Source organism: Kosakonia sp., from assembly GCF_032052965.1.
Classification (GTDB): Bacteria; Pseudomonadota; Gammaproteobacteria; order Enterobacterales; family Enterobacteriaceae; genus Kosakonia.
This window is the reverse complement of the sequence record NZ_DAMBVN010000005.1, coordinates 227,616-250,245: the sequence shown is the minus strand read 5'-3', so window position 1 is coordinate 250,245 and position 22,630 is coordinate 227,616. Positions and strand designations below refer to the sequence as shown.

The window sequence follows — 22,630 nt, the reverse complement described above, 5'->3', positions numbered from 1 at the left end:
GTATTTATGGCAATCAGTGAAACGCAGCGGACACCGCCTGTCGCAGGGACATCGTTCGGTATTCTTGGCGCAATCAGTCTCTCGCATCTGCTTAACGACATGATCCAGTCTTTGCTATTAGCAATCTATCCGCTGTTGCAGGCCGATTTTGCGTTGTCGTTTGTACAGATTGGTCTCATCACCCTGACTTTCCAGGTGGCCTCTTCGCTGCTGCAGCCAGTGGTGGGTTACTGGACCGATAAGCACCCAATGCCATGGTCATTGCCCATTGGCATGTGTTTTACCCTGAGCGGGCTGGTACTGCTGGCGCTGGCTGGCAGTTTTACAATGGTGCTGTTTGCCGCTGCGCTGGTGGGAACCGGTTCCTCGGTCTTTCATCCGGAATCTTCGCGCGTCGCGCGTATGGCCTCCGGCGGACGTCATGGCCTGGCACAATCCATTTTCCAGGTGGGAGGGAATTTTGGCAGTTCCCTCGGCCCACTACTGGCGGCGGTCATCATTGCTCCGTACGGTAAAGGCAATGTCGCCTGGTTTGTATTTGCTGCGCTGTTGGCGATTATTGTGTTGTTGCAGGTCAGCCGCTGGTATGCCGCACAGCATCGTATCAATAAAGGTAAAAAATCCGTTTCAGTGATGAATCCTCTGCCGCGCAATAAGGTTGTGCTGGCGGTCTGCGTGCTCCTGATCCTGATTTTTTCCAAATATTTCTATATGGCGAGCATTAGCAGCTATTTCACCTTTTATCTGATGCATAAATTCAATTTGTCCGTGCAAAACGCGCAAATGCACCTCTTTATTTTTCTGTTTGCGGTTGCTGCAGGTACCTTAATTGGCGGGCCGTTGGGCGATAAGATAGGACGAAAATATGTTATTTGGGGCTCTATCCTCGGTGTCGCGCCTTTTACGCTCGTTTTACCCTATGCCACGCTGTTCTGGACCGGTATTTTAACGGTGATTATTGGTTTTGTGCTCGCCTCTGCCTTTTCAGCGATTCTGGTTTATGCGCAGGAGCTATTGCCGGGGCGCATCGGCATGGTTTCTGGCCTTTTCTTTGGTTTCGCGTTTGGTATGGGAGGCCTTGGCGCAGCCGTGCTGGGGCTGATCGCCGATCACACCAGTATCGATCTGGTCTATAAAATATGTGCTTTCCTGCCGTTATTGGGGATCCTGACCATATTCCTGCCCGATAACCGAGCCGGAAGGTAATTTTCTTGCGGTCAAAGTCACGTTTTGGCCGCGCTCCTCTCCTGTTGCTCTCGTGTTTGCATAAGAAGAATTTGCCAGATACCCCCTCCGCATGTTTTTTCCTGTCAGATTGCCGTTTTCTTCATAATTCAACAATTATTCATCAACATAGTGGTTGAAATTGTCATAAACTGTAACGCAGTGACGAGTTATTGACCTTGGGACCCACATTAACGAAAGGAGACGGAATGCATCACGCCACACCGCTTATCACCACCATTGTCGGCGGGCTTGTGCTCGCTTTTATCCTCGGCATGCTTGCCAATAAATTACGTATTTCTCCACTGGTGGGCTATTTGTTAGCGGGTGTGCTGTCCGGGCCGTTTACGCCAGGTTTTGTCGCAGATACGCAACTCGCCCCCGAACTGGCTGAACTGGGCGTGATCCTGTTGATGTTCGGCGTTGGGCTGCATTTTTCTCTGAAGGATTTGATGGCGGTAAAGTCTATCGCCATTCCCGGAGCGATAGCGCAAATCGCCGTCGCCACGCTTCTGGGTATGGCGCTTTCCGCAACGCTGGGCTGGTCTTTGATGACCGGGATCGTATTTGGGCTGTGTCTTTCCACCGCCAGTACTGTGGTGCTACTGCGCGCGCTTGAAGAACGGCAACTTATTGACAGTCAACGCGGGCAGATCGCCATTGGCTGGCTGATCGTTGAAGATCTGGTGATGGTCTTAACGTTGGTGCTGCTGCCGGCCGTTGCAGGCATGGTGGAAAAAGGCGATGTTGGGCTGGCCTCGCTGGCGGTAGATATGGGCATCACCATCGGAAAAGTGGTGGCGTTTATTGCCATTATGATGCTGGTCGGTCGCCGCCTGGTCCCGTGGATCATGGCACGCAGTGCCGCCACCGGCTCCCGTGAACTGTTTACCCTGTCCGTGCTGGCGTTGGCACTGGGCATCGCGTTCGGTGCAGTCGAGCTGTTTGACGTGTCCTTTGCCCTCGGGGCGTTCTTCGCCGGGATGGTGCTGAACGAATCAGAACTGAGCCACCGCGCCGCCCATGATACTCTGCCGCTGCGCGATGCTTTTGCCGTGCTGTTCTTTGTCTCCGTCGGTATGCTGTTCGATCCGAGGATCCTGATTGAGCAACCGCTGGCGGTGCTGGGCACACTGGCGATCATCATTTTCGGTAAGTCCATTGCCGCCTTCTTTCTGGTGCGTCTGTTCGGACACTCACCGCGTACCGCACTGACGATTGCTGCCAGTCTGGCGCAAATCGGTGAATTCGCCTTTATTCTGGCCGGATTGGGCATGGCGCTGGATCTGTTACCGCAGGCGGGGCAAAACCTGGTGCTGGCGGGGGCGATCCTGTCGATCATGCTTAACCCGGTGCTGTTTGCAATGCTGGAAAAATATCTCGATAAAACCGAGACGCTGGAAGAGCAAACGCTGGAAGAAGCCATTGAGGAAGAAAAACAGATCCCGGTGGATATTTGCCATCACGCCCTGCTGGTCGGTTTTGGCCGCGTGGGCAGCCTGCTGGGGGAGAAACTGATGGCACAAGGTATTCCGCTGGTGGTGATCGAAACGTCGCGTACCCGTGTAGACGAACTGCGTGAACGTGGTATCCGCGCCGTGCTAGGCAATGCGGCCAATGAAGAGATCATGCATCTTGCCCATCTGGATTGCGCACGCTGGTTGTTATTGACCATACCGAATGGTTACGAAGCCGGCGAAATCGTTGCCAGCGCCCGCGAAAAGTGCCCTGATATAGAGATAATTGCTCGGGCACACTACGACGACGAAGTGGATTACATTACCGAGCGCGGTGCCAACCAGGTGGTGATGGGCGAGCGGGAGATCGCCAATACCATGTATACACTGCTGCAGAAGCCGCCCGTCGAAGAGGCGGTAGCAAGCTGACAAGTAAAGAAGCAGGCCCGATTCCTGCTGCTTTATAAAACCTGACGACGGGCAGCCTGCGCCAGGCCATCCGGTATTGCTTCGCTAATATGCGAGGGAAATCCCGCCGGGAGCTGGTGGCGCACGCCGCTTATCACCTGCGGGGTTTTATCATGAAACTCCGCTAACAATGCCGCCATGCATTCTTCGCAAATCCCCATTTCCTGGCCGCCAATTAAAAGTGATTTTTACCCTCTGTTTATGGGCATTCACGCACAGAACACACTTTATTCGCGATAACACATAAAAAACCGGCAAGCTACGCTTTACCGGTTTATGTGGACCACAGCCAGGAAATTAACGCTCCCAGTAAGCCTCTTCAAGGCTGTCTTCCCGCTCTGGCAGGCCACGCGTTAAGCGCGGTGAATGTTGATTGAGTACCTGGTAGCTTACGCGATTAGCGTATTTACATACCTGCGCCAGCGACGAATAGGTCAGCCAGTTAAATTTGTGCTTACTGGAGTTCGGCACGTTAATACGGTGATAGTTATTCGCCGTAATATCATGCAGCAATGCGGCCAGCGCACCATCGCCCGCACCGTTGGTGTTCATGATTTTTTCCGGGCCGCCCATATACGGCGCAATATGCGAGTAGATACGCAGCGGATGTTCGCAATCTTTATGGCGCAACGCGCGACTGAACTCATACTGGTTGAATTCAGCAATCGCTCCTGGCAGCAATGGATGCTGCGTTTTACGCTTTGCTTCGTCTTCGGTGAAACCGGCCATATACAACCCGACCGGGCCTGCGGTACAGAGCACCAGATCCACCCAATCCAGCGCTTTATCGGCAGCCATCAGCGGATCGCTCTCACCCGTGAGCGCCAGCCCCTCATCTTCGTTCATCGCCAGAATCGAGACGTTCTCTTTCAGGAAGTCACGCCACCATTGGGGATTATCAGCAATCACATATTTGGTGCCAAGGGTCAGCACCACCGGCACATTGTGCTTTTTGGCATACGCCACCGCTTGCAGGGTGGCTTCCGGCATCGGCTCTCCGGGATTGCAGCGTACCAGATAAGACGAGAGCACCAGCGCGGAAGCGCCCGCGATCACCTCTTCAGGAATACTTTCGGCACGCAGCTGGTTCATCTGACCGGGGCTGATGGCAAAGGTGCGCTCGCCGCTGTCGCTAATCAGCGTAAAGCAGCGACCAATCGCGCCATCGACGCCTTGCAGGTAGTTCAGGTCAGTACGGCTGGAGGTATTGCACAAATAGCGGTAAGCGTAGCTGCCAATTTTTACGTTTTCGCACATCACGCCGAGCAAGACAGAACGGTCATCCGCCAGCACCGAGTAGTTGTGCATGGTGTTGCCAATGGTGCCGCCAGCAAACTGGTGGGAAATGAGATTTTCGCGCACCAACTCCTCATACAACGCTTCGGCAACATCATCGGCGATCACCAGTGAGTGCCCTGCACTCAGGCCATAGCGCGTAATAAACGCATCGTCCACCTTCGCCTCAATGTCGACCAGCGTCTGGTCAATACCCACCACCCAGCACGTGCTGACTTCGCTTTCTGGCTGAATTTGTTGCAATAACGGATCGCGGGCATTGACGGGGAAATAGTGTTTGGATTTACGCTTACCGGGAAATTTCATGGTTGTGATAACGGCTCGACATTCGGGCCGTGAATGGTAGCACATTCACAGCCCGCGAGGCGATCAGCGATATTTGGCCGTTAAATTGACCATCATATCGATATGCTCGGGCGTGTCGTTAAGCGCCGGAATATATTCATATTTCTCGCCACCCGCTTCGAGGAAAAACTCGCGGTTCTGGACAGCAATCTCTTCCAGCGTTTCCAGGCAATCGGCTGCAAAACCGGGAGACATCACCTGAATATGTTTCACCCCTTTCTCGCCGAGCATTTTCAGTGTTTCATCGGTATAGGGGGTTAACCACGGCTCACGCCCGAAGCGGGACTGGAACGTCATCATCACCTTTTCAGGCGGTAAATCGAGCGCTGATACCAGCTCACGGGTTGTATCGCGGCAACGCTGTGGATAATCATCCCCTTCGTCAGCGTAACGCTGAGGAATGCCATGATACGACAGCAGCAGCAGATCCGGCTCACCATGGCGCGCAAAAGAGGCGCGAACACTGTTGGCCAGCGCGGTAATGTAGTCGGCATTATCCGCATAATCGCGAATAAAAGAGATGCCTGGAATATGGCGTTTTTTCGCCAGAATACGCGCCAGCTCATCCCAAACCGCCGCCACCGTCGAGCAGGAGTATTGCGGGTAAAGCGCCAGCACTACAATATGCTCCACATCCTGCGCCAGCAATTCGTCGACGGCGCTTTCCAGCGATGGCGAACCATAACTCATCCCCAGCACCACCGGTACATCCGGCAAACGCGCGGCCAGCGCTTGTTGCTGTCTGCGGCTGTAAACCATCAGCGGTGAGCCTTCTTCCATCCAGACGGAACGGTAGAGTTTTGCCACGCGGGGAGAGCGGATTGGCAGGATCACACCACGCAGCAACGGCCACCAGAGCAATCGTGGTGTGTCGACAACGCGTCTGTCGCTTAAAAATTGCCGCAGGTAACGTTTAACTGCTTCGGGGGTGGGTGCATCGGGGGTGCCAAGATTGGCTAACAAAATGCCCGTTTTCGCCTGACTCATTCGCGCCTCTTAACCATTTAACTGGTTGATAATTATAGCCGAAAAGCGTGTAAACGGAACCAATTGCAGTGATTGATAGCTCCCCGGCAAGAAAGCCGGGGAGAGAAGGCTTAACCGAGGATTTTTTCCAGTTCAGCGCGGACTTCGTTCACAGCTTTGGTGCCGTCAACTTTGGCGTACTGGGTGTTGCCCGCCTCTGCTTCTTTCTGGTAGTAGCCAATCAGCGGCGCAGTCATCTGATGGTATTCCACCAGGCGTTTGCGCACGGTCTCTTCCTGATCGTCTTTACGGGTAGTCAGCTCTTCACCGGTCACATCATCTTTGCCTTCCACTTTCGGCGGATTGAATTTGATGTGATAAACACGACCCGATGCGGCGTGCACGCGACGACCGATAATACGGTCAACAATCAGCTCATCCGGCACGGCGAATTCCAGCACGAAATCAACCGCAATGCCTGCTTCTTTCATGGCATCAGCCTGCGGAATAGTGCGCGGAAAACCGTCGAGCAGGAAACCGTTGCGGCAGTCTTCCTGCGCAATGCGTTCTTTTACCAGCGCGATAACCAGTTCATCAGTCACCAGTTTGCCGGCATCCATGATGTCTTTAGCCTGTTTGCCTAACTCGCTGCCAGACTTAACAGCAGCACGCAGCATGTCACCAGTAGAGATTTGCGGAATACCGTATTTCTCCATGATGAACTGAGCCTGAGTTCCTTTACCCGCGCCCGGAGCGCCAAGCAGAATAATACGCATTGCGAAAATCCCCTCAAATGTCGGTTCAATTTTTCAAAAAGCGCTAAAAGATACCACCAGAACGAATATGGCTCAAGGAAGGCGGAACCGCTGAAACGGTTAATGAGAGTGATTACCTGCAACTGAAGGGAAAACCCTCACCCGTTTGGGTGAGGGTTAAGGCGGGACCTTAAGCTATCAGCAGCGCATTGACGCGTTTGATAAACAGGTTTGGATCTTCCAGCGTACCGCGTTCAGCCAGCAATGCCTGATCCAGTAGCAGTTCGACCCACTCGTTAAACTGGCTTTCATCCTGGGTATCCGCCGCACGTTTAACCAGCGGATGATCCGGATTCAGTTCAAAAATGTACTTCACTTCCGGTGCGCTCTGCCCTGCCGCCGCGAACAGTTTCGCCATCTGGGTGCTCATCTCATCGGCATCGGTCACCACCACCGCAGGGGTATCGGTCAAACGATGGGTAAGACGTACCTCTTTCACGCGCTCACCCAACAGCGTTTTAACTCGCTCAACAAACGGCTCAAGCGCCTTTTCCGCTTCTTTTGAGGTTTCATCAACGTCGTCCGCCAGTTTTTCCAGCGATGCATCGGCTTTGGCCACAGACTGGAACGGCTTACCGTCGAATTCCGTCAGATAGCTCATCATCCATTCGTCGATGCGATCGGAAAGGAGCAGCACTTCAATGCCTTTCTTACGCAGCAGTTCCAGGTGCGGGCTGCTCTTCGCCGCCGCGTAGCTGTCGGCAGTGATGAAATAGATCTTCTCCTGCCCTTCTTTCATGCGCGACACATACTCGTCCAGCGACACGGTTTGCGCTGAAGAGTCGGTGTGTGTGGAGGCAAAACGCAGCAGTTTAGCAATGGCTTCGATATTGCCACTGTCTTCGCCCGTGCCCTCTTTCAGCACAAGGCCAAACTGTTGCCAGAAGGTCTGGTATTTCTCGGCGTCGTCTTTTGCCAGTTTTTCGAGCATTTGCAGCACGCGTTTGGTCAGCGCAGAGCGCAGACTGCGGGTAACGCTGCTGTCCTGGAGGATTTCGCGGGAAACGTTAAGCGGCAGGTCGTTAGAGTCGATCAGGCCGCGCACGAAGCGCAAATAGTTCGGCATAAACTGTTCGGCGTCATCCATGATAAACACACGCTGTACATACAGTTTCAGGCCGTGTTTGTGATCCCGGTTCCACATATCCCACGGTGCCTGCGAAGGAATATAGAGCAGGCTGGTGTACTCTTGTTTACCTTCAACGCGGTTGTGGCTCCAGGTCAGCGGATCGGTAAAATCGTGGGCGATGTGCTTATAGAATTCATTGTATTCATCGTCTTTGATTTCAGCTTTATTACGCGTCCACAGCGCCTGTGCTTTGTTGATTTTTTCCCAGGTGACAACGGTTTCGCCGTCTTTCTCTTCCTGTTTTTCAATTTCTACCGGAAGAGCGATGTGGTCGGAATATTTGCTGATAATAGAGCGAACGCGCCAGTCATTAAGGAAGTCATCTTCCCCTTCGCGCAGATGCAGGGTAATTTCGGTCCCGCGATCGGCTTTGGTGATGTCGGCAACGGTGTATTCGCCTTCGCCGGCAGATTCCCAGAATACGCCGCTTTCAGCACTTTCGCCCGCCGCGCGGGTACGCACGGTCACTTTATCGGCAACAATGAAAGCCGAGTAAAAACCCACGCCAAACTGGCCGATAAGCTGGCTGTCTTTCGCCTGGTCGGACCCCATGGATTCAAGGAACGCTTTGGTGCCAGATTTGGCAATGGTGCCCAGATGATCAATCACCTCGTCACGGGTCATGCCGATACCGTTATCGGCAATCGTCAGCGTGCGTTGCTCTTTATCGAAAGAGACGCGTACACGCAGTTCGCCGTCGCCTTCATACAGCGCCGCGTTAGACAACGCGCGGAAACGCAGTTTGTCCGCCGCATCCGAGGCGTTGGAAATCAGTTCGCGCAGGAAGATCTCTTTGTTGGAATAGAGAGAATGAATCATCAGATGCAGAAGCTGTTTCACTTCTGACTGAAAACCACGAGTTTCTTGTCCTTTCATTGGGGAACCTCAACAATGCCATTTACAAGGTAAAAAATGCGTTGAGGGAGAAGTGGGGACAGGGGCGAGAATTTTCAAGCGGAGGCAAAAATTTCTGCCTCCGTTTGATTAAAAACGAATCTTGTGGCGGCCGGCCAGTGAGTGCGACAGTGTCGTACCATCGACCATTTCCAGCTCGCCGCCCACCGGAACACCGTGAGCAATGCGACTGGCTTCCACCTCATATTGCGCACAAAGCTCCGCAATATAGTTGGCGGTCGCTTCGCCTTCCACCGTTGGGTTGGTGGCGAGGATCACTTCCTGGATCGTTTCCGACTCGAGACGTTGCTCCAGGCGATCGAGACCGATGTCATCCGGCCCGATGCCATCCAGCGGCGAAAGGTGGCCCATCAGCACAAAGTAGCGACCGGAAAACTGCCCGGTTTGCTCAATGGCGTAGATATCTGCCGGACTTTCCACCACGCAGATTTGGCCGTTTTCCTGGCGGCGGGGATTACTGCAAATGTTGCAGACATCCTGCTCAGTAAAGGTGCGGCAATCGGCACAGTGGCCGATTTCCGACATGGCCCGGGTGAGCGCCTGCGCCAGACGCATGCCGCCGCTGCGATCGCGCTGCAACAGCGTAAAGGCCATGCGCTGCGCCGACTTCGGGCCAACGCCCGGCAGGCAGCGCAACGCTTCCATAAGCTGTGTTAACAGCGGACTGGTCTGCATCAGAACGGCATCTTAAAGCCTGGCGGCAGCGACATACCGGAAGAAACAGAAGCCATTTTTTCTTTCTGAGTTTCTTCGATACGGCGAGCAGCATCGTTAAACGCAGCGGCAACCAGATCTTCCAGCATCTCTTTGTCGTCTTCCAGCAGGCTCGGATCGATCTCCACACGACGGCAATTATGCGCACCGTTAATGGTCACTTTCACCAGACCAGCGCCGGATTCACCGGTCACTTCCAGTTGCGCAATCTCTTCCTGCACTTTCTGCATTTTTTCTTGCATCTGCTGGGCCTGTTTCATCAGGTTGCCCAGACCGCCTTTTCCAAACATAGGCTTCTCTCTTTAGCTGTGGTGACCGACCAGGGTGATAAGTCACGTTCAGGGTTGAAGACAGGTAGCAGTAGCTGCCTGTCAAAGGGGGCGGATACTCTCTTCGTCCAGATCCGCATCGAAAAAACGTTGCAGCGTCTGGATGTTATTATCCGCAATGATCGACTCACGCGCCTGCGCAAGCTTCTCCTCATAGATTGCCTGACGCCACTCCAGCGGCGTACGAACCGCAGGATTATCATCTTCAATGATAGTCAGTTCAATCGTCGAACCATACAATTCGCTAAGCGCACTGCTCAGCGTTTGCTGCGCGCCTTGGGAATTAAGGTGACGCTGCGAACTACGCAGATGCAGAGACACACGATCGCCCTCCTGCTCTTTCCACGCGTTCAGCGCCACTTGCTCCACCAGTTTCGGCAACCTGAGCTGACTGACTTCTTTTGCCCAGGCATCGCGCTCAATAGACTCTTCCGCCAGTTTCTTCGCCAGTTCCGGCGTTTTCTCATGCTCCAGCGCTTTTTTTAGCGCCTTCGGCGTGGCAACTTCTTCTTTGACCTCTTCAACGACGGTCGTTGCCTTCCAACGGTAGGCTTCTTTCTTCGCGGGCGCCTGCTCCAGCGCCGACGGCACCGGGCGCGACTGCACGCGTTCCGTCACCGACGCCAGCCGTTCCAGCGCGGCATTACTCACCGGCCGCGCGCGAGAAGCGGCTGCCGGTTCACTCTTTTTTGCTTTATCGGCTCCCTGCGCGCGTTGCAATTGCCTGCGCGCCGCCAGTACCTGACTGGTGGCGTCCGGCATCGGCACATCCTGTTGCGGGACGGGCGCATGAGATGGCGCGGCAGGCGCGATTTGCTGCGGCGACACAACTGCCGTCGGCGCAACAGGCGCAAAAGAGTGAGGCTGAACCTCAGGCGCGGGCAACGGTGCGCGCGGGTGGAATGCCAGCGCACGCAACAATGTCATTTCAACGCCCATACGGCGATCGGGCGCGAAGGGCAACTCTTTGCGGCCAATCAGTAAGGTCTGATAGTAGAGTTGTACGTCCGTTGGCGGCACGGTGCGGGCCAGCTCACGTAAACGGTGTTCCACGGGCGCCATATCACTGCCCAGCGCAGAAGGCGTCAGTTGCACCATCGCAATGCGGTGCATCAGAGTTTGCATTTCCAGCAGCAGCGCATCCCACTCCACGCCACGTGAGGCTGCATCATTGACCAGCGCCATCACGCGCTCGCCGCTGGCGGCTACCACGGCTTCAATCAGGGATAATGCCTGATCGTCATTCAGGGTGCCCAGCATCGAACTGACGACATCCGCAGAGAGTTTACCGTCGCCGCTGGCGATCGCCTGATCGGTCAGACTGAGCGCATCACGCAGGCTGCCGTCTGCGGCGCGCGCCAGCAGTTGCAGCGCTCGCAATTCATGTTCGACGTTCTCTTCGTCGAGAATATGCTCGAGCTGGCTGCGGATCTGATCGACATCCAGCGCTTTAAGGTGAAATTGCAAACAGCGTGAAAGAATAGTGACCGGCAGTTTTTGCGGGTCCGTCGTGGCCAGCAGGAATTTGACATGTGCCGGCGGCTCTTCAAGCGTTTTCAACAGCGCATTAAAGCTGTGACGCGAGAGCATATGGACTTCATCAATCAGATAGACTTTGAAGCGACCGCGCGCCGGGGCGTACTGCACGTTGTCCAGCAGGTCGCGGGTGTCTTCCACTTTAGTACGCGAGGCGGCATCAATTTCAATTAAGTCGACAAAGCGGCCCTGCTCAATTTCACGGCAATTATCGCACACGCCGCAGGGGGTGGCGGTTACGCCGGTTTCGCAGTTAAGCCCCTTCGCCAGCAAACGGGCAATAGAGGTTTTCCCGACGCCGCGGGTGCCGGAAAACAGGTACGCATGGTGAATACGCCCTGAAGATAAGCCGTTCGCCAGTGCGGTCAGCACATGCTCCTGGCCGACGACGTCAGCAAAAGTTTGTGGTCGCCATTTTCGGGCTAAGACCTGATAACTCATTGGCAGGCTCTGAGACGCTGGAAGGTGGATTTACGAAGGGATAATGCTAACACAGCATATGCTGTTAATACACTTCATCCCTCAGGCGCGAGCCCGAAGGATGAATGCGCGGGCAAACGGATTAATGCCCCGGGAACGGCACCAGGCTGTAGCAAGAGACGCCCTGGTTTTCCAGACGCTGCTCACCGCCAAGGTCGAACAAATTAATGATAAAGGCCGCGTCGGTCACTTCGCCGCCCAGACGGCGGATCAGCTTCACCGTCGCTTCAATGGTGCCGCCCGTTGCCAGAAGATCGTCAACCACCAGCACTTTGTCACCCGCCTGAATGGCGTCGACATGGATCTCTAACTGGTCGGTGCCGTATTCCAGTTCATAACTTTCGGCGATGGTTTCACGCGGCAGCTTACGCGGCTTGCGGACCGGTACAAAACCGACGCCCAGACCCAATGCAACCGGAGCGCCGAACAGGAAACCACGCGCTTCGGTCCCTACTACTTTGGTGATCCCGGCGTTTTTGTAACGCTCAACTAACAATTCAATGCTGAGGGCGTACGCTTTCGGGTCTTCCAGCAAACTGGTGACATCACGGAACAGAATGCCCGGCTTCGGGTAATCCTGAATGCTTTTGATGCTGTTTTTAAGAAATTCAAGCTGCTGAGCAGTCGCTGTCATGGATATTTGCCTGATAGAAACGGTGTTACTCACGGTACGCGCTTTTAAGACTTCATTTAACCACTGGTTAACATTTAACCAGCCGCACCCGTGCTCGAAAACGCTCGAATTTACTGGCTGAGCGCGACAATTGCAACCGACTTCGCTGCGCTTTACGGTTTTTGTTGCTTTGCATCAATCACCGGGATACGCCACATAAAAATCAACAGGCAGGTGAGGATCACCAGCAACAGAATACGCACCCACAGCATCTTCACTAAGTATAATGAAACCGCGAACGTCAGCAGAATAACAGCAATCGCACGCGGCTTTGCGCCGGGCGGCATGGCACGATACTGCTGCCAGTGTCGCAAATAGCCACCGAACCAGGAACGGTACAATAACCAGTGATGAAAACGCGGCGACGAACGCGCGAAACACCAGGCCGCCAGCAGGATAAACGGTGTCGTGGGCAGCAGCGGCAACACCACGCCAAGCGTGCCGAGCACTACCGCCAGCCAGCCAATGATGATTAAAATAGTGCGTTGCATGATGAGAATCGTTATCAAAATTACGGCTAATGTAGCACAGCCTCGGCTATTTACACGGGAGAGATAAATGAAAAGCGCCGTGCTTTTACAGATGCTGGAGCAACAACTGACCGTACTGCGCCAGCAAGCCGCTCCGCTGGCGCAACACACCACCGTCAGCCCGCGCTTTGATCGGCACCTTTTTCGCACCCGTAGTACGAAAATGCAGGCGTATCTTGACGAGATTGCGGGCAATATTACGGCGTTAAGGCACGCTGTTGACAGCGATAATCTTGCCCAGGTGGTCTGGCTTGCGGAACACCTGAGTGCGCAAATGGCCGCGCTCACCCGCGAGTGCGCAGCCTGGTCGCTGCGAGAGTGGGATCATGCTTCGCCATCCGTCGCGCGCTGGCAGCGTAAACGCTTACAGCATCAGGAGTATGAACGGCGTTTGCTTGAGATGAAGCAGGCGCGCGAGCAGCGCCTGAATAGTGTGACCACGCTGGCGGAGCAGCAGCAGTTACATAAAGAAGTCGATGCTTATGCCGCAAGACTCAGCCGTTGTCGCAGCGCGCTGGAGAGAATTGAACGTGTGCTGGCGCAGTTAACGCGTTAAACAAGGAGAAACCATGTCACTGGAAAATGCCCCCGACGAAGTCAAACTGGCGGTGGATTTGATTATGCTGCTGGAGCAGCATGAGGTCGCGCCGGCGCTGGTCCTTAAAGCGCTGGAGATTGTTAAGCGGGACTTTGAGAAAAAGCTGGAAACGGAGTAACCCCCTCCCGCTTAAGGAAGGGGTTACAGGACATTACGCCTGCGCAGGCGTAGGATCGTCACCTTTCAAATCGCGTTTAACTTCGGTCAGCTCATCACCTTTGGTATTGCGCAGGTGCACTTCGAGCTGATTGAAGGCGATATTAATATCGTTCTCACGGCACAGTCTGTCGATGGTGCGGTTAAGCTCATCCACAGTGTAGCTGCGATCGCGCAGTTCACGTACATACAGGCGTAGCTCATGATCCAGCGTGCTGGCGCCAAAGGTTGTGAAAAACACCGACGGTTCTGGGTCGTGCATCACTTTGGGGTGCTCCATTGCCGCTTTCAGCAGGACTTCTTTCACCCTTTCCAGATCGGAACCGTAGGCCACCCCAAGGCGGATCACGACGCGCGTAATGGTATCGGACAGCGACCAGTTGATCAGGCGCTCGGTGACAAACGCTTTGTTCGGAATGATCACCTCTTTACGATCAAAATCGGTAATAGTGGTCGCGCGAATACGAATCTTGCTGACAGTGCCAGAGAATGTACCAATGGTGACTGTATCGCCAATGCGTACCGGGCGTTCAAACAGAATAATCAGACCGGAAACAAAGTTACCGAAGATCTCCTGTAAGCCGAACCCCAGACCTACCGACAATGCCGCCGCCAGCCACTGCAATTTATCCCACGAGACGCCGAGCGAACCGAACACCGTCATCGCACCGACGGCGATAATGACATAGTTAAGAATGGTCGTGACCGCGTAGGAGGAACCCTGGCGCATATTGAGTCTGGACAGGATAAGCACTTCCAGTAACCCAGGTAAGTTGCGGATAAGCGCCCATGCCACCACGAAAACAATCACTGCAAACAGCATGCTGCCTAATGTGACGCTTTTGGTGACCGCCGCACCGGCCTCTGTCCCGTTGTAATGCCACAGCGTTATACTGTCGAGATAGGCAAAGACGGTAATCAGATCGGACCAGATCGCCCAGAACATCACGCCAAACAGAGCAATCATCACCAGCATGGTGATACGCAGCGTTTGCTGGTTGACCTGCTCCAGCGCAATCGTCGGTTCTTCTACCGGCTCTGCCCCTTCTGCGCCCTCTTTCACCATATTCTGCCGGCGAGCCAGCGCACGACGGTAAGCGATACGACGCGCTGCGACACTCAGCCCGCGTAACACGGTCTGATAGAGCAGGTTCCAGATAATCACCAGATAGACGGTTTCAATCCAACGGCCAGAAAGACGCAGCGTGGTATAGAAGTACCCGGTTGCCGTCAGCACCATCAGTGCAATCGGCACAATCGCCAGCACGGTAACAGTCACCAGACGCATGCCGTGCGACTCTTTGTCGCGCCAGCTTTCACGGAAAATCGGCCATACCAGGCAGGTTATCAGCAGCAAATTCAGCAAAATAACAAACTGCCCGACCACATCATCCATCAAATGCAAAGGCGAGAGCTCTGACATGACTGACCAGAAATGCAACGGCAGCAATGCAAGGCTAATGCGCACAATCTGCCGACGCCAGTGGCTGGTCAGTTGTTCAGGCATGTTAAAGTGATTCACCGCAACGCCATTTTTCTCCAGCACTTTCCAGCACAGACCGAATATCAACCAGAACATGGCCAGCTTTTTACTGAATGCCCATAACAGCTCACTGATATTTAGCTGCATGGTAAGCAGGATTAACCCCGTCGCCAGGATCAGCAGGCAGACCGGCAGCGCACGAATCAGGTCGATAAGGATCGCTTTTGGCGTATGCAACTGACTGTCATTACGCAGTTGCCCCACCTGCTCGGCAAGTTTCGCCTGGTAGTTTTTCAGCCAGTTCAACCGCCAGCGAATAAGCCCGGCGATCAACAGCAACGGTAAGCCAGCAAGGAAGGCAATCACTACCGCCGGCCAGGCTTTTTCCCAGTTAACGGTAATTTTTGTCGATTTGATCTGGTCATGCAGCGCCTTGGGGAAGGCTTTGAACCAGTCCCAGTCCATGGGTTTGTTGCTGTTAACCCAGAAAATTTGCTGGGTCAGGATTTCCTGCAAATTCTTTGACACGCTCATCAACTGCTGCTGATTCACCTGCAGGTTGATAGCCATCATCAGCTGGTTGCCCAACTGTTTATTCAACTGATCCAGCAGTTCACGACGCATATCCACGACTTGCAGCAGTGCGTCATGCACTTCATCGTTCACGTCGTTCTGATGCCCCTCTTCCAGTTTGGCAACAAAGGTGTCGCTCTGGAACAGAGCATCTCGCTGCTGGTTGACGTCAAACTGTTCAATACGCAAATCCGCAATGCGGTTAGTCATATCTTCCAGCTCGTCTGCGGAGGGCAGCGTCTGCTGTTGCTGGTAGAGAATACGCGACAGCAACAAACTGCCTTTCAACACAGCGATTTGTTCTTTGATATTACGTTCCGACTGCAACGCACGATCCAGCCAGTTTTTCACTTTAATGTTCTGCTGTACCAGCGTGTTGCCGTTTTCCGTGGCCGTGATCAGTTTCTGGCTCAACTGGTGATTGATATCCAGCTCCTGCTTCACCAGTGGATTTTCCTGAATGCGCGCCGTTTCATCCGGCGTAACCGCTTGCTGTGCGGTTTTCTCCGTCAGTGTCAGGCGTTTGTTGTTGACCGCTTCTTGCAGCAACTGAAGCTGATGCTCCAGACGATTGCTGTTGGCATTGGTGTAATCACGCTGCTTTTGCAACGTATCCTGTAACGTGGTGTTGCCTTCAAGACTTTTGCGAAGTTGCTCAATCTGCGCATTGAGAAGCGCCTGCTGCGTTTGTAGCAATGTCTGTTGCGTTGGCCGCAGTGCGCCCTCGCCTGCCGACGTGCCGTTCAGGCGGTTACGGATCTGCTGCAACTGTTGGGAAGCGGAGTACATGGCGTTCTGCACCCGCTCCGGCTGCGTCTGCAACGATACCAACTGACTGTTGTAGCTGGATAAATCATTCTGCGCGGTTTGCAAATCTTCCAGCATTTGCGACATGCGGGATTCAAGCTGACGCAAAGAGAGCGTCGCCAGCGTTTTTCGCGTTTCGTCATCGCTGTCTTTGTCGCTCAGCGCGTTCAACGCATCTGTTGCCTGGCGCATTTTCTCCGGCGCCTGGGCGACTTTCTGCTTCAGCAGCGCGGTTTCTTGCTTTACGCGGTCAATTTTGTCGAGCGTATCCAGCGTCTCGGTCAAATCCTGGATAACCAGTTTGTCCTGTGCCGTGTGATCTTTTTGTTTATTAAGCGTATTAAGCTGGTTTTGCACATCGGTGCGGGAAGGAAGATCGTTGCTTGTGTCCGCCCAGGCTGCGTTACCCAGCAGGGTTGCGATAACAAGAAACAACGCGGCAGCAAAGGCTGCGAACGTGCGAGTGTTGTGCGACATAATTTGCGTGATCGTGTTGTACGGGAAAGGTGGCCGGAATAGCCACGCGCGAAGAATATCACGCAGTTAGGTTACAACCTAGTACAGGAAGAAGCCTCCAGGAGAAATCCTGGCGGCCTCCAATTCAGGCGTTTATCGTGTCCGATTCACTGCGCAGCGTTGGGCAGAGCTGGCACATTTCGATGAGGATCGCCACATAATCACGGGCTTCATTTTTTAGATCAAAGGATTGCGGTGCGAACAGCCAGTTTTCCATTATCCCGGAGATATAAGCGCGCATCAGCACAGCAACCCGGCGGGTTAACAAATTGGCTGGCAGCAATTTTGCCTGTATGCATTCTGAAAGCGTGTGCTCGATGCGATCGTAACTTTCGAGACTTAAGTTGCGCTGCGCTTCTTGCACTACCGCCATTTCGCCAACAAATTCACATTTGTGAAAAATGATCTCCATCATTAAACGGCGCCGCTCTTCAATAACAGTCGCTTCAAGGATATAAACCAATATTTCTCTTAAAACAGAGAGTGGATCGCCAGGGAATTTTGCCCGATACTCAACCTCAAGATCCCCAATACTGGATTCTGACAGTTCCCAAATTTCACTAAACAATTCCGACTTGTTTTTGAAGTGCCAATAGATCGCACCGCGAGTTACTCCCGCCGCCAGCGCGATTTCTGCTAGCGAAGTAGAAGAGACGCCCTGCTGGGAAAACAGCCGCATTGCGACATCAAGAATGTGCTGCCGCGTCTCCAGCGCCTGTTGTTTGGTTTTTCGTGCCATATGTTGGTGAATTTACAGGAGTCAGATTTACATACATTTGTGAATGTTTGTACCATAGCACGACCATAATATAAACGCAGCAATGGGTTTTTGGGCATTTGATCCATTGATCAATTTGAAATCGGACACTCGAGGTTTACATATGAACAAAAACAGAGGGTTTACGCCTCTGGCGGCCGTTCTGATGCTTTCGGGCAGCTTAGCGCTTACAGGATGTGATGATAAACCTGCGCAGCAGGGAGCAGGACAGGCGCCAGAAGTCGGCATCGTCACGCTCAAGTCAGAACCTCTGCAAATCACCACCGAACTGCCAGGCCGAACCACTGCGTACCGTATTGCAGAAGTTCGCCCGCAAGTCAGTGGCATCATCTTAAAACGCAACTTCACTGAAGGCAGTGATGTTGAAGCAGGTGTCTCGCTCTATCAGATTGATCCCGCTACATACCAGGCTGCATATGAAAGCGCGAAAGGCGATCTGGCCAAAGCACAAGCGGCGGCAAACATCGCGCAGATGACCGTTAATCGTTACAAAAAACTGCTGGGCACTAAGTACATCAGCCAGCAGGACTACGATACGGCACAGGCGGATGCACAGCAGGCGAATGCTTCCCTGATCGCGGCAAAAGCAGCCGTCGAAACCGCCCGCATTAACCTGGCGTATACCAAAGTGACGTCGCCAATCAGTGGCCGCACAGGGACATCGACAGTGACCGAGGGCGCGTTGGTACAGAGCGGGCAGACTACGGCACTGACCACCGTGCAGCAGCTTGACCCGATCTATGTCGACGTTACCCAGTCCAGCAATGACTTCCTGCGTTTGAAGCAAGAAATGGCGAACGGAACGCTGAAACAGGACAACGGCAAAGCAAAAGTTGAACTGGTGACGAACGACGGCCTTCAATATAAGCAGTCCGGTACGCTGGAGTTTTCTGGCGTGACCGTGGACCAGACCACCGGTTCCATTACGCTGCGTGCGGTATTCCCGAACCCTGACCACACCTTACTGCCGGGCATGTTCGTCCGCGCTAAGCTGGAAGAAGGCGTGAACCCGAATGCACTGTTGGTTCCACAGCAGGGGGTCACCCGTACACCGCGCGGCGATGCGACAGCGATGGTGGTCGGCGAAGGCGATAAAGTGGAAGTGCGCAATATCGTGGCAAGCCAGGCCATTGGTGACAAGTGGCTGGTTACCGACGGTCTGAAAACCGGCGACCGGGTGATTGTCAGCGGGCTGCAAAAAGTCAAACCGGGTGTGCAGGTGAAAACCCAGGAAGTGACATCTGACAATAAAGAGCAAGCCCAGGCCGGCGGCCAGTCAGAGAAACCGAAGTCTTAACTTAAACAGGAGCCGTTAAGACATGGCTAAGTTTTTTATCGATCGCCCCATCTTCGCATGGGTTATAGCGATTATCATCATGCTGGCGGGGGCGCTATCGATCCTCAAATTGCCGGTAGCGCAGTATCCAACGATCGCGCCGCCTGCAATTCAGATCACCGCGTCTTACCCGGGCGCTGATGCGAAAACGGTGCAGGATACCGTAACGCAGGTTATCGAACAGAATATGAACGGTATCGATAACCTGCTGTATATGTCCTCCACCAGTGATTCCTCTGGTACGGTGCAGATCACCATCACCTTTGACTCCGGTACTGACGCGGACATTGCGCAGGTTCAGGTGCAGAACAAACTGCAACTGGCCATGCCGCTCCTGCCGCAGGAAGTACAGCAGCAGGGTGTGAGCGTTGAAAAATCCTCCAGTAGCTTCCTGATGGTTCTCGGTATGATCAGTACCGATGGCTCCATGCAACAGGAAGATATTGCGGACTACGTTGGCGCAACCATTAAAGATCCGGTCAGCCGTACTTCGGGTGTGGGTGACGTTCAGCTGTTTGGCGCGCAGTATGCCATGCGTATCTGGATGGATCCGACCAAACTGAATAACTTCCAGTTAACTCCGGTCGATGTGATTTCTGCTATCAAAGCGCAGAACGCCCAGGTCGCTGCCGGTCAGTTAGGCGGAACCCCGCCGGTGAAAGGGCAGCAGTTGAACGCCTCTATTATCGCGCAGACCCGTCTGACCTCTGCAGAAGAGTTTGGCAAAATCCTGCTGAAAGTGAATACCGATGGTTCTCAGGTTCGTCTGCGTGACGTGGCGAAGGTTGAGCTGGGCGGCGAGAGTTATGACGTTATCGCACGTTATAATGGCCAGCCTGCGGCCGGTCTGGGTATCAAACTGGCTACCGGTGCGAACGCCCTGGATACCGCAGAAGCCGTGCGCGCGACCATCGCCAAACTGGAGCCGTTCTTCCCGCACGGTCTGAAAGTGGTTTACCCGTACGACACCACACCGTTTGTTAAAATCTCGATTAACGAAGTGGTAAAAACACTGGTAGAAGCGATTGTACTGGTGTTCCTGGTGATGTACCTGTTCTTGCAGAACTTCCGTGCAACACTGATCCCCACTATCGCGGTGCCTGTGGTCCTGCTCGGTACTTTTGCGATATTGGCGGCGTTTGGCTACTCGATTAACACCCTAACCATGTTCGGTATGGTGCTGGCGATAGGCCTGTTGGTGGACGACGCCATCGTGGTCGTGGAGAACGTTGAACGTGTCATGATGGAAGAAGGGCTGCCGCCGAAAGAGGCGACACGCCGTTCTATGGATCAGATTCAGGGCGCACTTGTCGGTATTGCGCTGGTGCTGTCAGCGGTATTTATCCCGATGGCCTTCTTCGGTGGTTCTACCGGTGCTATCTATCGCCAGTTCTCGATTACTATCGTTTCTGCGATGGTGCTGTCTGTACTGGTTGCTCTGGTGCTGACGCCAGCGCTGTGTGCCACCATGCTGAAGCCGGTTGCTAAAGGCGATCATGGCGAAAGTAAAAAAGGCTTTTTCGGCTGGTTTAACCGCATGTTCGAGAAGAGCACGCATCACTACACCGACAGCGTAGGCAACATCCTGCGCAGTACCGGTCGTTATTTGCTGCTCTATATCCTGATCGTAGCGGGGATGGCGATCCTGTTCGTTCGCCTGCCAAGTTCCTTCCTGCCTGATGAAGACCAGGGTGTATTTCTGACCATGGCCCAGTTGCCTGCGGGCGCCACGCAAGAGCGCACGCAGAAAGTGCTGGACGAAGTAACGAAGTACTATCTGGAAAACGAGAAAGACAACGTTAACTCGGTGTTTACCGTTAACGGCTTTGGTTTCTCGGGTCGTGGGCAGAACACCGGTCTGGCGTTCGTGTCGCTGAAAAACTGGGACGAGCGTCCCGGCGAGCAAAACAAAGTACCGGCAATAGCAGGCCGTGCAAGCGGACATTTCGCATCGATTAAAGATGCCATGGTGTTCGCGTTTAACCTGCCAGCAATTGTGGAACTGGGTACGGCGACCGGCTTTGACTTCCAGCTGATCGATCAGGCGAACCTGGGTCACGAAAAACTGACACAGGCGCGTAACCAGCTGTTTGGTGAGATTGCACAGCACCCGGACCTGCTGGTGGGCGTGCGTCCGAACGGCCTGGAAGATACGCCGCAGTTCAAGATCGATATTGATCAGGAAAAAGCCACTGCGCTGGGAGTGTCGATTAGCGACATCAACACCACGCTGGGCGCAGCCTGGGGCGGCAGCTACGTAAACGACTTTATCGACCGTGGTCGCGTGAAGAAAGTCTACGTTATGTCACAAGCGAAGTACCGCATGCTGCCAAACGATATTGGCAACTGGTTTGTCCGCGCCAGCGATGGTCAGATGGTGCCCTTCTCGGCCTTCTCCACCACGCACTGGGAATACGGTTCACCGCGTCTGGAACGTTACAACGGTCTGCCGTCTATGGAACTGTTAGGCCAGGCGGCGCCGGGTAAAAGTACCGGTGAAGCGATGGCAATGATGGAACAGCTGGCCAGCAAGCTGCCGACCGGGATTGGCTATGACTGGACAGGCATGTCCTATCAGGAACGTCTCTCCGGCAACCAGGCGCCTGCACTTTACGCCATCTCGCTGATCGTGGTGTTCCTGTGTCTGGCAGCGCTGTATGAAAGCTGGTCGATTCCGTTCTCGGTCATGCTGGTGGTACCGCTGGGGGTTGTCGGTGCACTTCTGGCCGCAACGTTCCGGGGTCTGAGCAACGACGTGTACTTCCAGGTCGGCCTGCTGACAACGATTGGTTTGTCGGCGAAGAACGCGATACTTATCGTCGAATTCGCCAAAGATCTGATGGATAAAGAAGGCAAAGGCCTGATCGAAGCGACACTGGAAGCGGTGCGTATGCGTTTACGTCCCATCCTGATGACTTCGCTGGCATTTATCCTCGGGGTACTGCCTCTGGTTATCAGCTCTGGTGCAGGCTCCGGCGCGCAGAACGCCGTCGGTACTGGCGTAATGGGCGGGATGATCACGGCAACCGTGCTGGCGATCTTCTTTGTTCCGGTGTTCTTTGTCGTGGTTCGTCGTCGCTTTAGTCGGCGTGGTGATGACATTGAGCACAGCCACAAGGTTGAGCAACACTGATCGAAGTCTCTCTATTAGAAAAGGCCGCGTTAAGCGGCCTTTTTCTTTCTGACGGCCCGACGTTTTGAAAGAAGTTATTGTCAGAATGTTTATTTTATGCAAGCGATATATGACGTATAATTACTGTGTATTTGGCCTACCTCTTACCGCTTAGGTAATATTCTTAATTATCAGCTATAATCACTTTATGTAAGAATTATCCTGGCTAAATTATTCCCACAAGCAGAATAATTACGAATGCGCTAACTTAATGAATCATAAGGAACCATGAATATCTAAGCGCATAAATACAACACGATTTGTCCTTAAACTGCGCTATTATTTCTGCGCCCGACAGTAAAAAGTGGCGATAATTGTAATTTTTCGTAATAGC

General features: G+C 53.7%; 18 protein-coding genes and 1 other annotated feature. Of the genes, 6 read left to right on the top strand and 12 right to left on the bottom strand.

Annotated elements, in window-relative coordinates; genetic code table 11:
* The first annotated feature begins 6 nt into the window (after nucleotides 1-6).
* Together RTX30_RS09350 and ybaL are read left to right on the top strand one after the other, a co-directional pair.
* Entirely contained in the window at nucleotides 7-1,206 is a 1,200-nt protein-coding gene (locus RTX30_RS09350; RefSeq protein ID WP_312689116.1) for an MFS transporter, read from the top strand.
* 227 nt (nucleotides 1,207-1,433) lie between these two features.
* The gene (gene ybaL / locus RTX30_RS09345; protein ID WP_312689114.1) at nucleotides 1,434-3,110 is read left to right on the top strand and encodes a YbaL family putative K(+) efflux transporter; all 1,677 of its coding nucleotides are present in this window, start codon (nucleotides 1,434-1,436) and stop codon (nucleotides 3,108-3,110) included.
* A gap of 32 nt (nucleotides 3,111-3,142) precedes the next feature.
* Here the strand turns inward: ybaL and RTX30_RS09340 are convergent, their stop codons facing one another.
* From RTX30_RS09340 to RTX30_RS09295, 10 genes are all read right to left on the bottom strand, one after another.
* Nucleotides 3,143-3,289, bottom strand: a complete 147-nt coding sequence (locus RTX30_RS09340) for a hypothetical protein (RefSeq protein WP_312689113.1) — start codon at nucleotides 3,287-3,289, stop codon at nucleotides 3,143-3,145.
* A 157-nt stretch (nucleotides 3,290-3,446) separates the two neighbouring features.
* Entirely contained in the window at nucleotides 3,447-4,751 is a 1,305-nt protein-coding gene (locus RTX30_RS09335) for an inosine/guanosine kinase (protein ID WP_312689111.1), read from the bottom strand.
* A 63-nt stretch (nucleotides 4,752-4,814) separates the two neighbouring features.
* Nucleotides 4,815-5,777 (bottom strand): ferrochelatase, encoded by a 963-nt coding sequence (gene hemH / locus RTX30_RS09330; RefSeq protein WP_312689109.1) that lies wholly within the window; start codon nucleotides 5,775-5,777, stop codon nucleotides 4,815-4,817.
* Nucleotides 5,778-5,887: 110 nt separating this feature from the next.
* Complete coding sequence (gene adk / locus RTX30_RS09325; RefSeq protein ID WP_312689108.1) at nucleotides 5,888-6,532, bottom strand: adenylate kinase; 645 nt, start codon at nucleotides 6,530-6,532, stop codon at nucleotides 5,888-5,890.
* Nucleotides 6,533-6,701: 169 nt separating this feature from the next.
* On the bottom strand, nucleotides 6,702-8,576 hold the full coding sequence (gene htpG, locus RTX30_RS09320; protein WP_312689107.1) for a molecular chaperone HtpG: 1,875 nt from the start codon (nucleotides 8,574-8,576) through the stop codon (nucleotides 6,702-6,704).
* 108 nt (nucleotides 8,577-8,684) lie between these two features.
* A complete protein-coding gene (gene recR / locus RTX30_RS09315; RefSeq protein ID WP_312689106.1) occupies nucleotides 8,685-9,290 on the bottom strand; it encodes a recombination mediator RecR in 606 nt (201 codons plus the stop codon).
* Complete coding sequence (locus tag RTX30_RS09310; RefSeq protein WP_023478246.1) at nucleotides 9,290-9,619, bottom strand: YbaB/EbfC family nucleoid-associated protein; 330 nt, start codon at nucleotides 9,617-9,619, stop codon at nucleotides 9,290-9,292. Before RTX30_RS09310 ends, recR begins: the two co-directional genes overlap by 1 nt.
* A gap of 81 nt (nucleotides 9,620-9,700) precedes the next feature.
* Nucleotides 9,701-11,635, bottom strand: coding sequence for a DNA polymerase III subunit gamma/tau (gene dnaX, locus RTX30_RS09305; protein WP_312689105.1), 1,935 nt, complete (start codon nucleotides 11,633-11,635; stop codon nucleotides 9,701-9,703).
* Nucleotides 10,304-10,368: a sequence feature (DnaX frameshifting element), on the bottom strand. It overlaps the preceding gene by 65 nt.
* Nucleotides 11,636-11,756: 121 nt before the next feature.
* Nucleotides 11,757-12,308, bottom strand: a complete 552-nt coding sequence (gene apt, locus RTX30_RS09300) for an adenine phosphoribosyltransferase (RefSeq protein WP_312689104.1) — start codon at nucleotides 12,306-12,308, stop codon at nucleotides 11,757-11,759.
* Nucleotides 12,309-12,460: 152 nt separating this feature from the next.
* Nucleotides 12,461-12,838: a DUF454 family protein gene (locus RTX30_RS09295; RefSeq protein ID WP_312689102.1), complete on the bottom strand. Its 378-nt coding sequence runs from the start codon at nucleotides 12,836-12,838 to the stop codon at nucleotides 12,461-12,463.
* A 67-nt stretch (nucleotides 12,839-12,905) separates the two neighbouring features.
* On the opposite strand from RTX30_RS09295, the gene priC reads away from it, so the two are divergent.
* Together priC and rsmS are read left to right on the top strand one after the other, a co-directional pair.
* Entirely contained in the window at nucleotides 12,906-13,433 is a 528-nt protein-coding gene (gene priC, locus RTX30_RS09290) for a primosomal replication protein N'' (RefSeq protein WP_312689100.1), read from the top strand.
* 13 nt (nucleotides 13,434-13,446) lie between these two features.
* Nucleotides 13,447-13,593, top strand: a complete 147-nt coding sequence (gene rsmS, locus RTX30_RS09285) for a pleiotropic regulatory protein RsmS (RefSeq protein ID WP_312689098.1) — start codon at nucleotides 13,447-13,449, stop codon at nucleotides 13,591-13,593.
* 33 nt (nucleotides 13,594-13,626) lie between these two features.
* On the opposite strand, the gene mscK is transcribed toward rsmS, so the two are convergent.
* Together mscK and acrR are read right to left on the bottom strand one after the other, a co-directional pair.
* Complete coding sequence (mscK, locus tag RTX30_RS09280; protein WP_312689096.1) at nucleotides 13,627-16,971, bottom strand: mechanosensitive channel MscK; 3,345 nt, start codon at nucleotides 16,969-16,971, stop codon at nucleotides 13,627-13,629.
* A gap of 124 nt (nucleotides 16,972-17,095) precedes the next feature.
* Complete coding sequence (gene acrR, locus RTX30_RS09275; RefSeq protein ID WP_312689094.1) at nucleotides 17,096-17,749, bottom strand: multidrug efflux transporter transcriptional repressor AcrR; 654 nt, start codon at nucleotides 17,747-17,749, stop codon at nucleotides 17,096-17,098.
* A gap of 142 nt (nucleotides 17,750-17,891) precedes the next feature.
* On the opposite strand from acrR, the gene acrA reads away from it, so the two are divergent.
* Together acrA and acrB are read left to right on the top strand one after the other, a co-directional pair.
* A complete protein-coding gene (acrA, locus tag RTX30_RS09270) occupies nucleotides 17,892-19,085 on the top strand; it encodes a multidrug efflux RND transporter periplasmic adaptor subunit AcrA (protein WP_312689092.1) in 1,194 nt (397 codons plus the stop codon).
* 22 nt (nucleotides 19,086-19,107) lie between these two features.
* Nucleotides 19,108-22,257 carry a multidrug efflux RND transporter permease subunit AcrB gene (gene acrB / locus RTX30_RS09265; protein ID WP_312689090.1) on the top strand — a complete coding sequence of 1,050 codons (3,150 nt, stop codon included), beginning with the start codon at nucleotides 19,108-19,110 and terminating at the stop codon, nucleotides 22,255-22,257.
* Nucleotides 22,258-22,630: the final 373 nt, after the last annotated feature.

Bases quoted from the DNA above. Each gene is read 5' to 3' on its own strand.
- RTX30_RS09350 (WP_312689116.1), top strand. From the start codon at position 7: ATGGCAATCAGTGAAACGCAGCGGACACCGCCTGTCGCAGGGACATCG.
- ybaL (WP_312689114.1), top strand. From the start codon at position 1,434: ATGCATCACGCCACACCGCTTATCACCACCATTGTCGGCGGGCTTGTG.
- RTX30_RS09340 (WP_312689113.1), bottom strand. From the start codon at position 3,289: ATGGCGGCATTGTTAGCGGAGTTTCATGATAAAACCCCGCAGGTGATA.
- RTX30_RS09335 (WP_312689111.1), bottom strand. From the start codon at position 4,751: ATGAAATTTCCCGGTAAGCGTAAATCCAAACACTATTTCCCCGTCAAT.
- hemH (WP_312689109.1), bottom strand. From the start codon at position 5,777: ATGAGTCAGGCGAAAACGGGCATTTTGTTAGCCAATCTTGGCACCCCC.
- adk (WP_312689108.1), bottom strand. From the start codon at position 6,532: ATGCGTATTATTCTGCTTGGCGCTCCGGGCGCGGGTAAAGGAACTCAG.
- htpG (WP_312689107.1), bottom strand. From the start codon at position 8,576: ATGAAAGGACAAGAAACTCGTGGTTTTCAGTCAGAAGTGAAACAGCTT.
- recR (WP_312689106.1), bottom strand. From the start codon at position 9,290: ATGCAGACCAGTCCGCTGTTAACACAGCTTATGGAAGCGTTGCGCTGC.
- RTX30_RS09310 (WP_023478246.1), bottom strand. From the start codon at position 9,619: ATGTTTGGAAAAGGCGGTCTGGGCAACCTGATGAAACAGGCCCAGCAG.
- dnaX (WP_312689105.1), bottom strand. From the start codon at position 11,635: ATGAGTTATCAGGTCTTAGCCCGAAAATGGCGACCACAAACTTTTGCT.
- apt (WP_312689104.1), bottom strand. From the start codon at position 12,308: ATGACAGCGACTGCTCAGCAGCTTGAATTTCTTAAAAACAGCATCAAA.
- RTX30_RS09295 (WP_312689102.1), bottom strand. From the start codon at position 12,838: ATGCAACGCACTATTTTAATCATCATTGGCTGGCTGGCGGTAGTGCTC.
- priC (WP_312689100.1), top strand. From the start codon at position 12,906: ATGAAAAGCGCCGTGCTTTTACAGATGCTGGAGCAACAACTGACCGTA.
- rsmS (WP_312689098.1), top strand. From the start codon at position 13,447: ATGTCACTGGAAAATGCCCCCGACGAAGTCAAACTGGCGGTGGATTTG.
- mscK (WP_312689096.1), bottom strand. From the start codon at position 16,971: ATGTCGCACAACACTCGCACGTTCGCAGCCTTTGCTGCCGCGTTGTTT.
- acrR (WP_312689094.1), bottom strand. From the start codon at position 17,749: ATGGCACGAAAAACCAAACAACAGGCGCTGGAGACGCGGCAGCACATT.
- acrA (WP_312689092.1), top strand. From the start codon at position 17,892: ATGAACAAAAACAGAGGGTTTACGCCTCTGGCGGCCGTTCTGATGCTT.
- acrB (WP_312689090.1), top strand. From the start codon at position 19,108: ATGGCTAAGTTTTTTATCGATCGCCCCATCTTCGCATGGGTTATAGCG.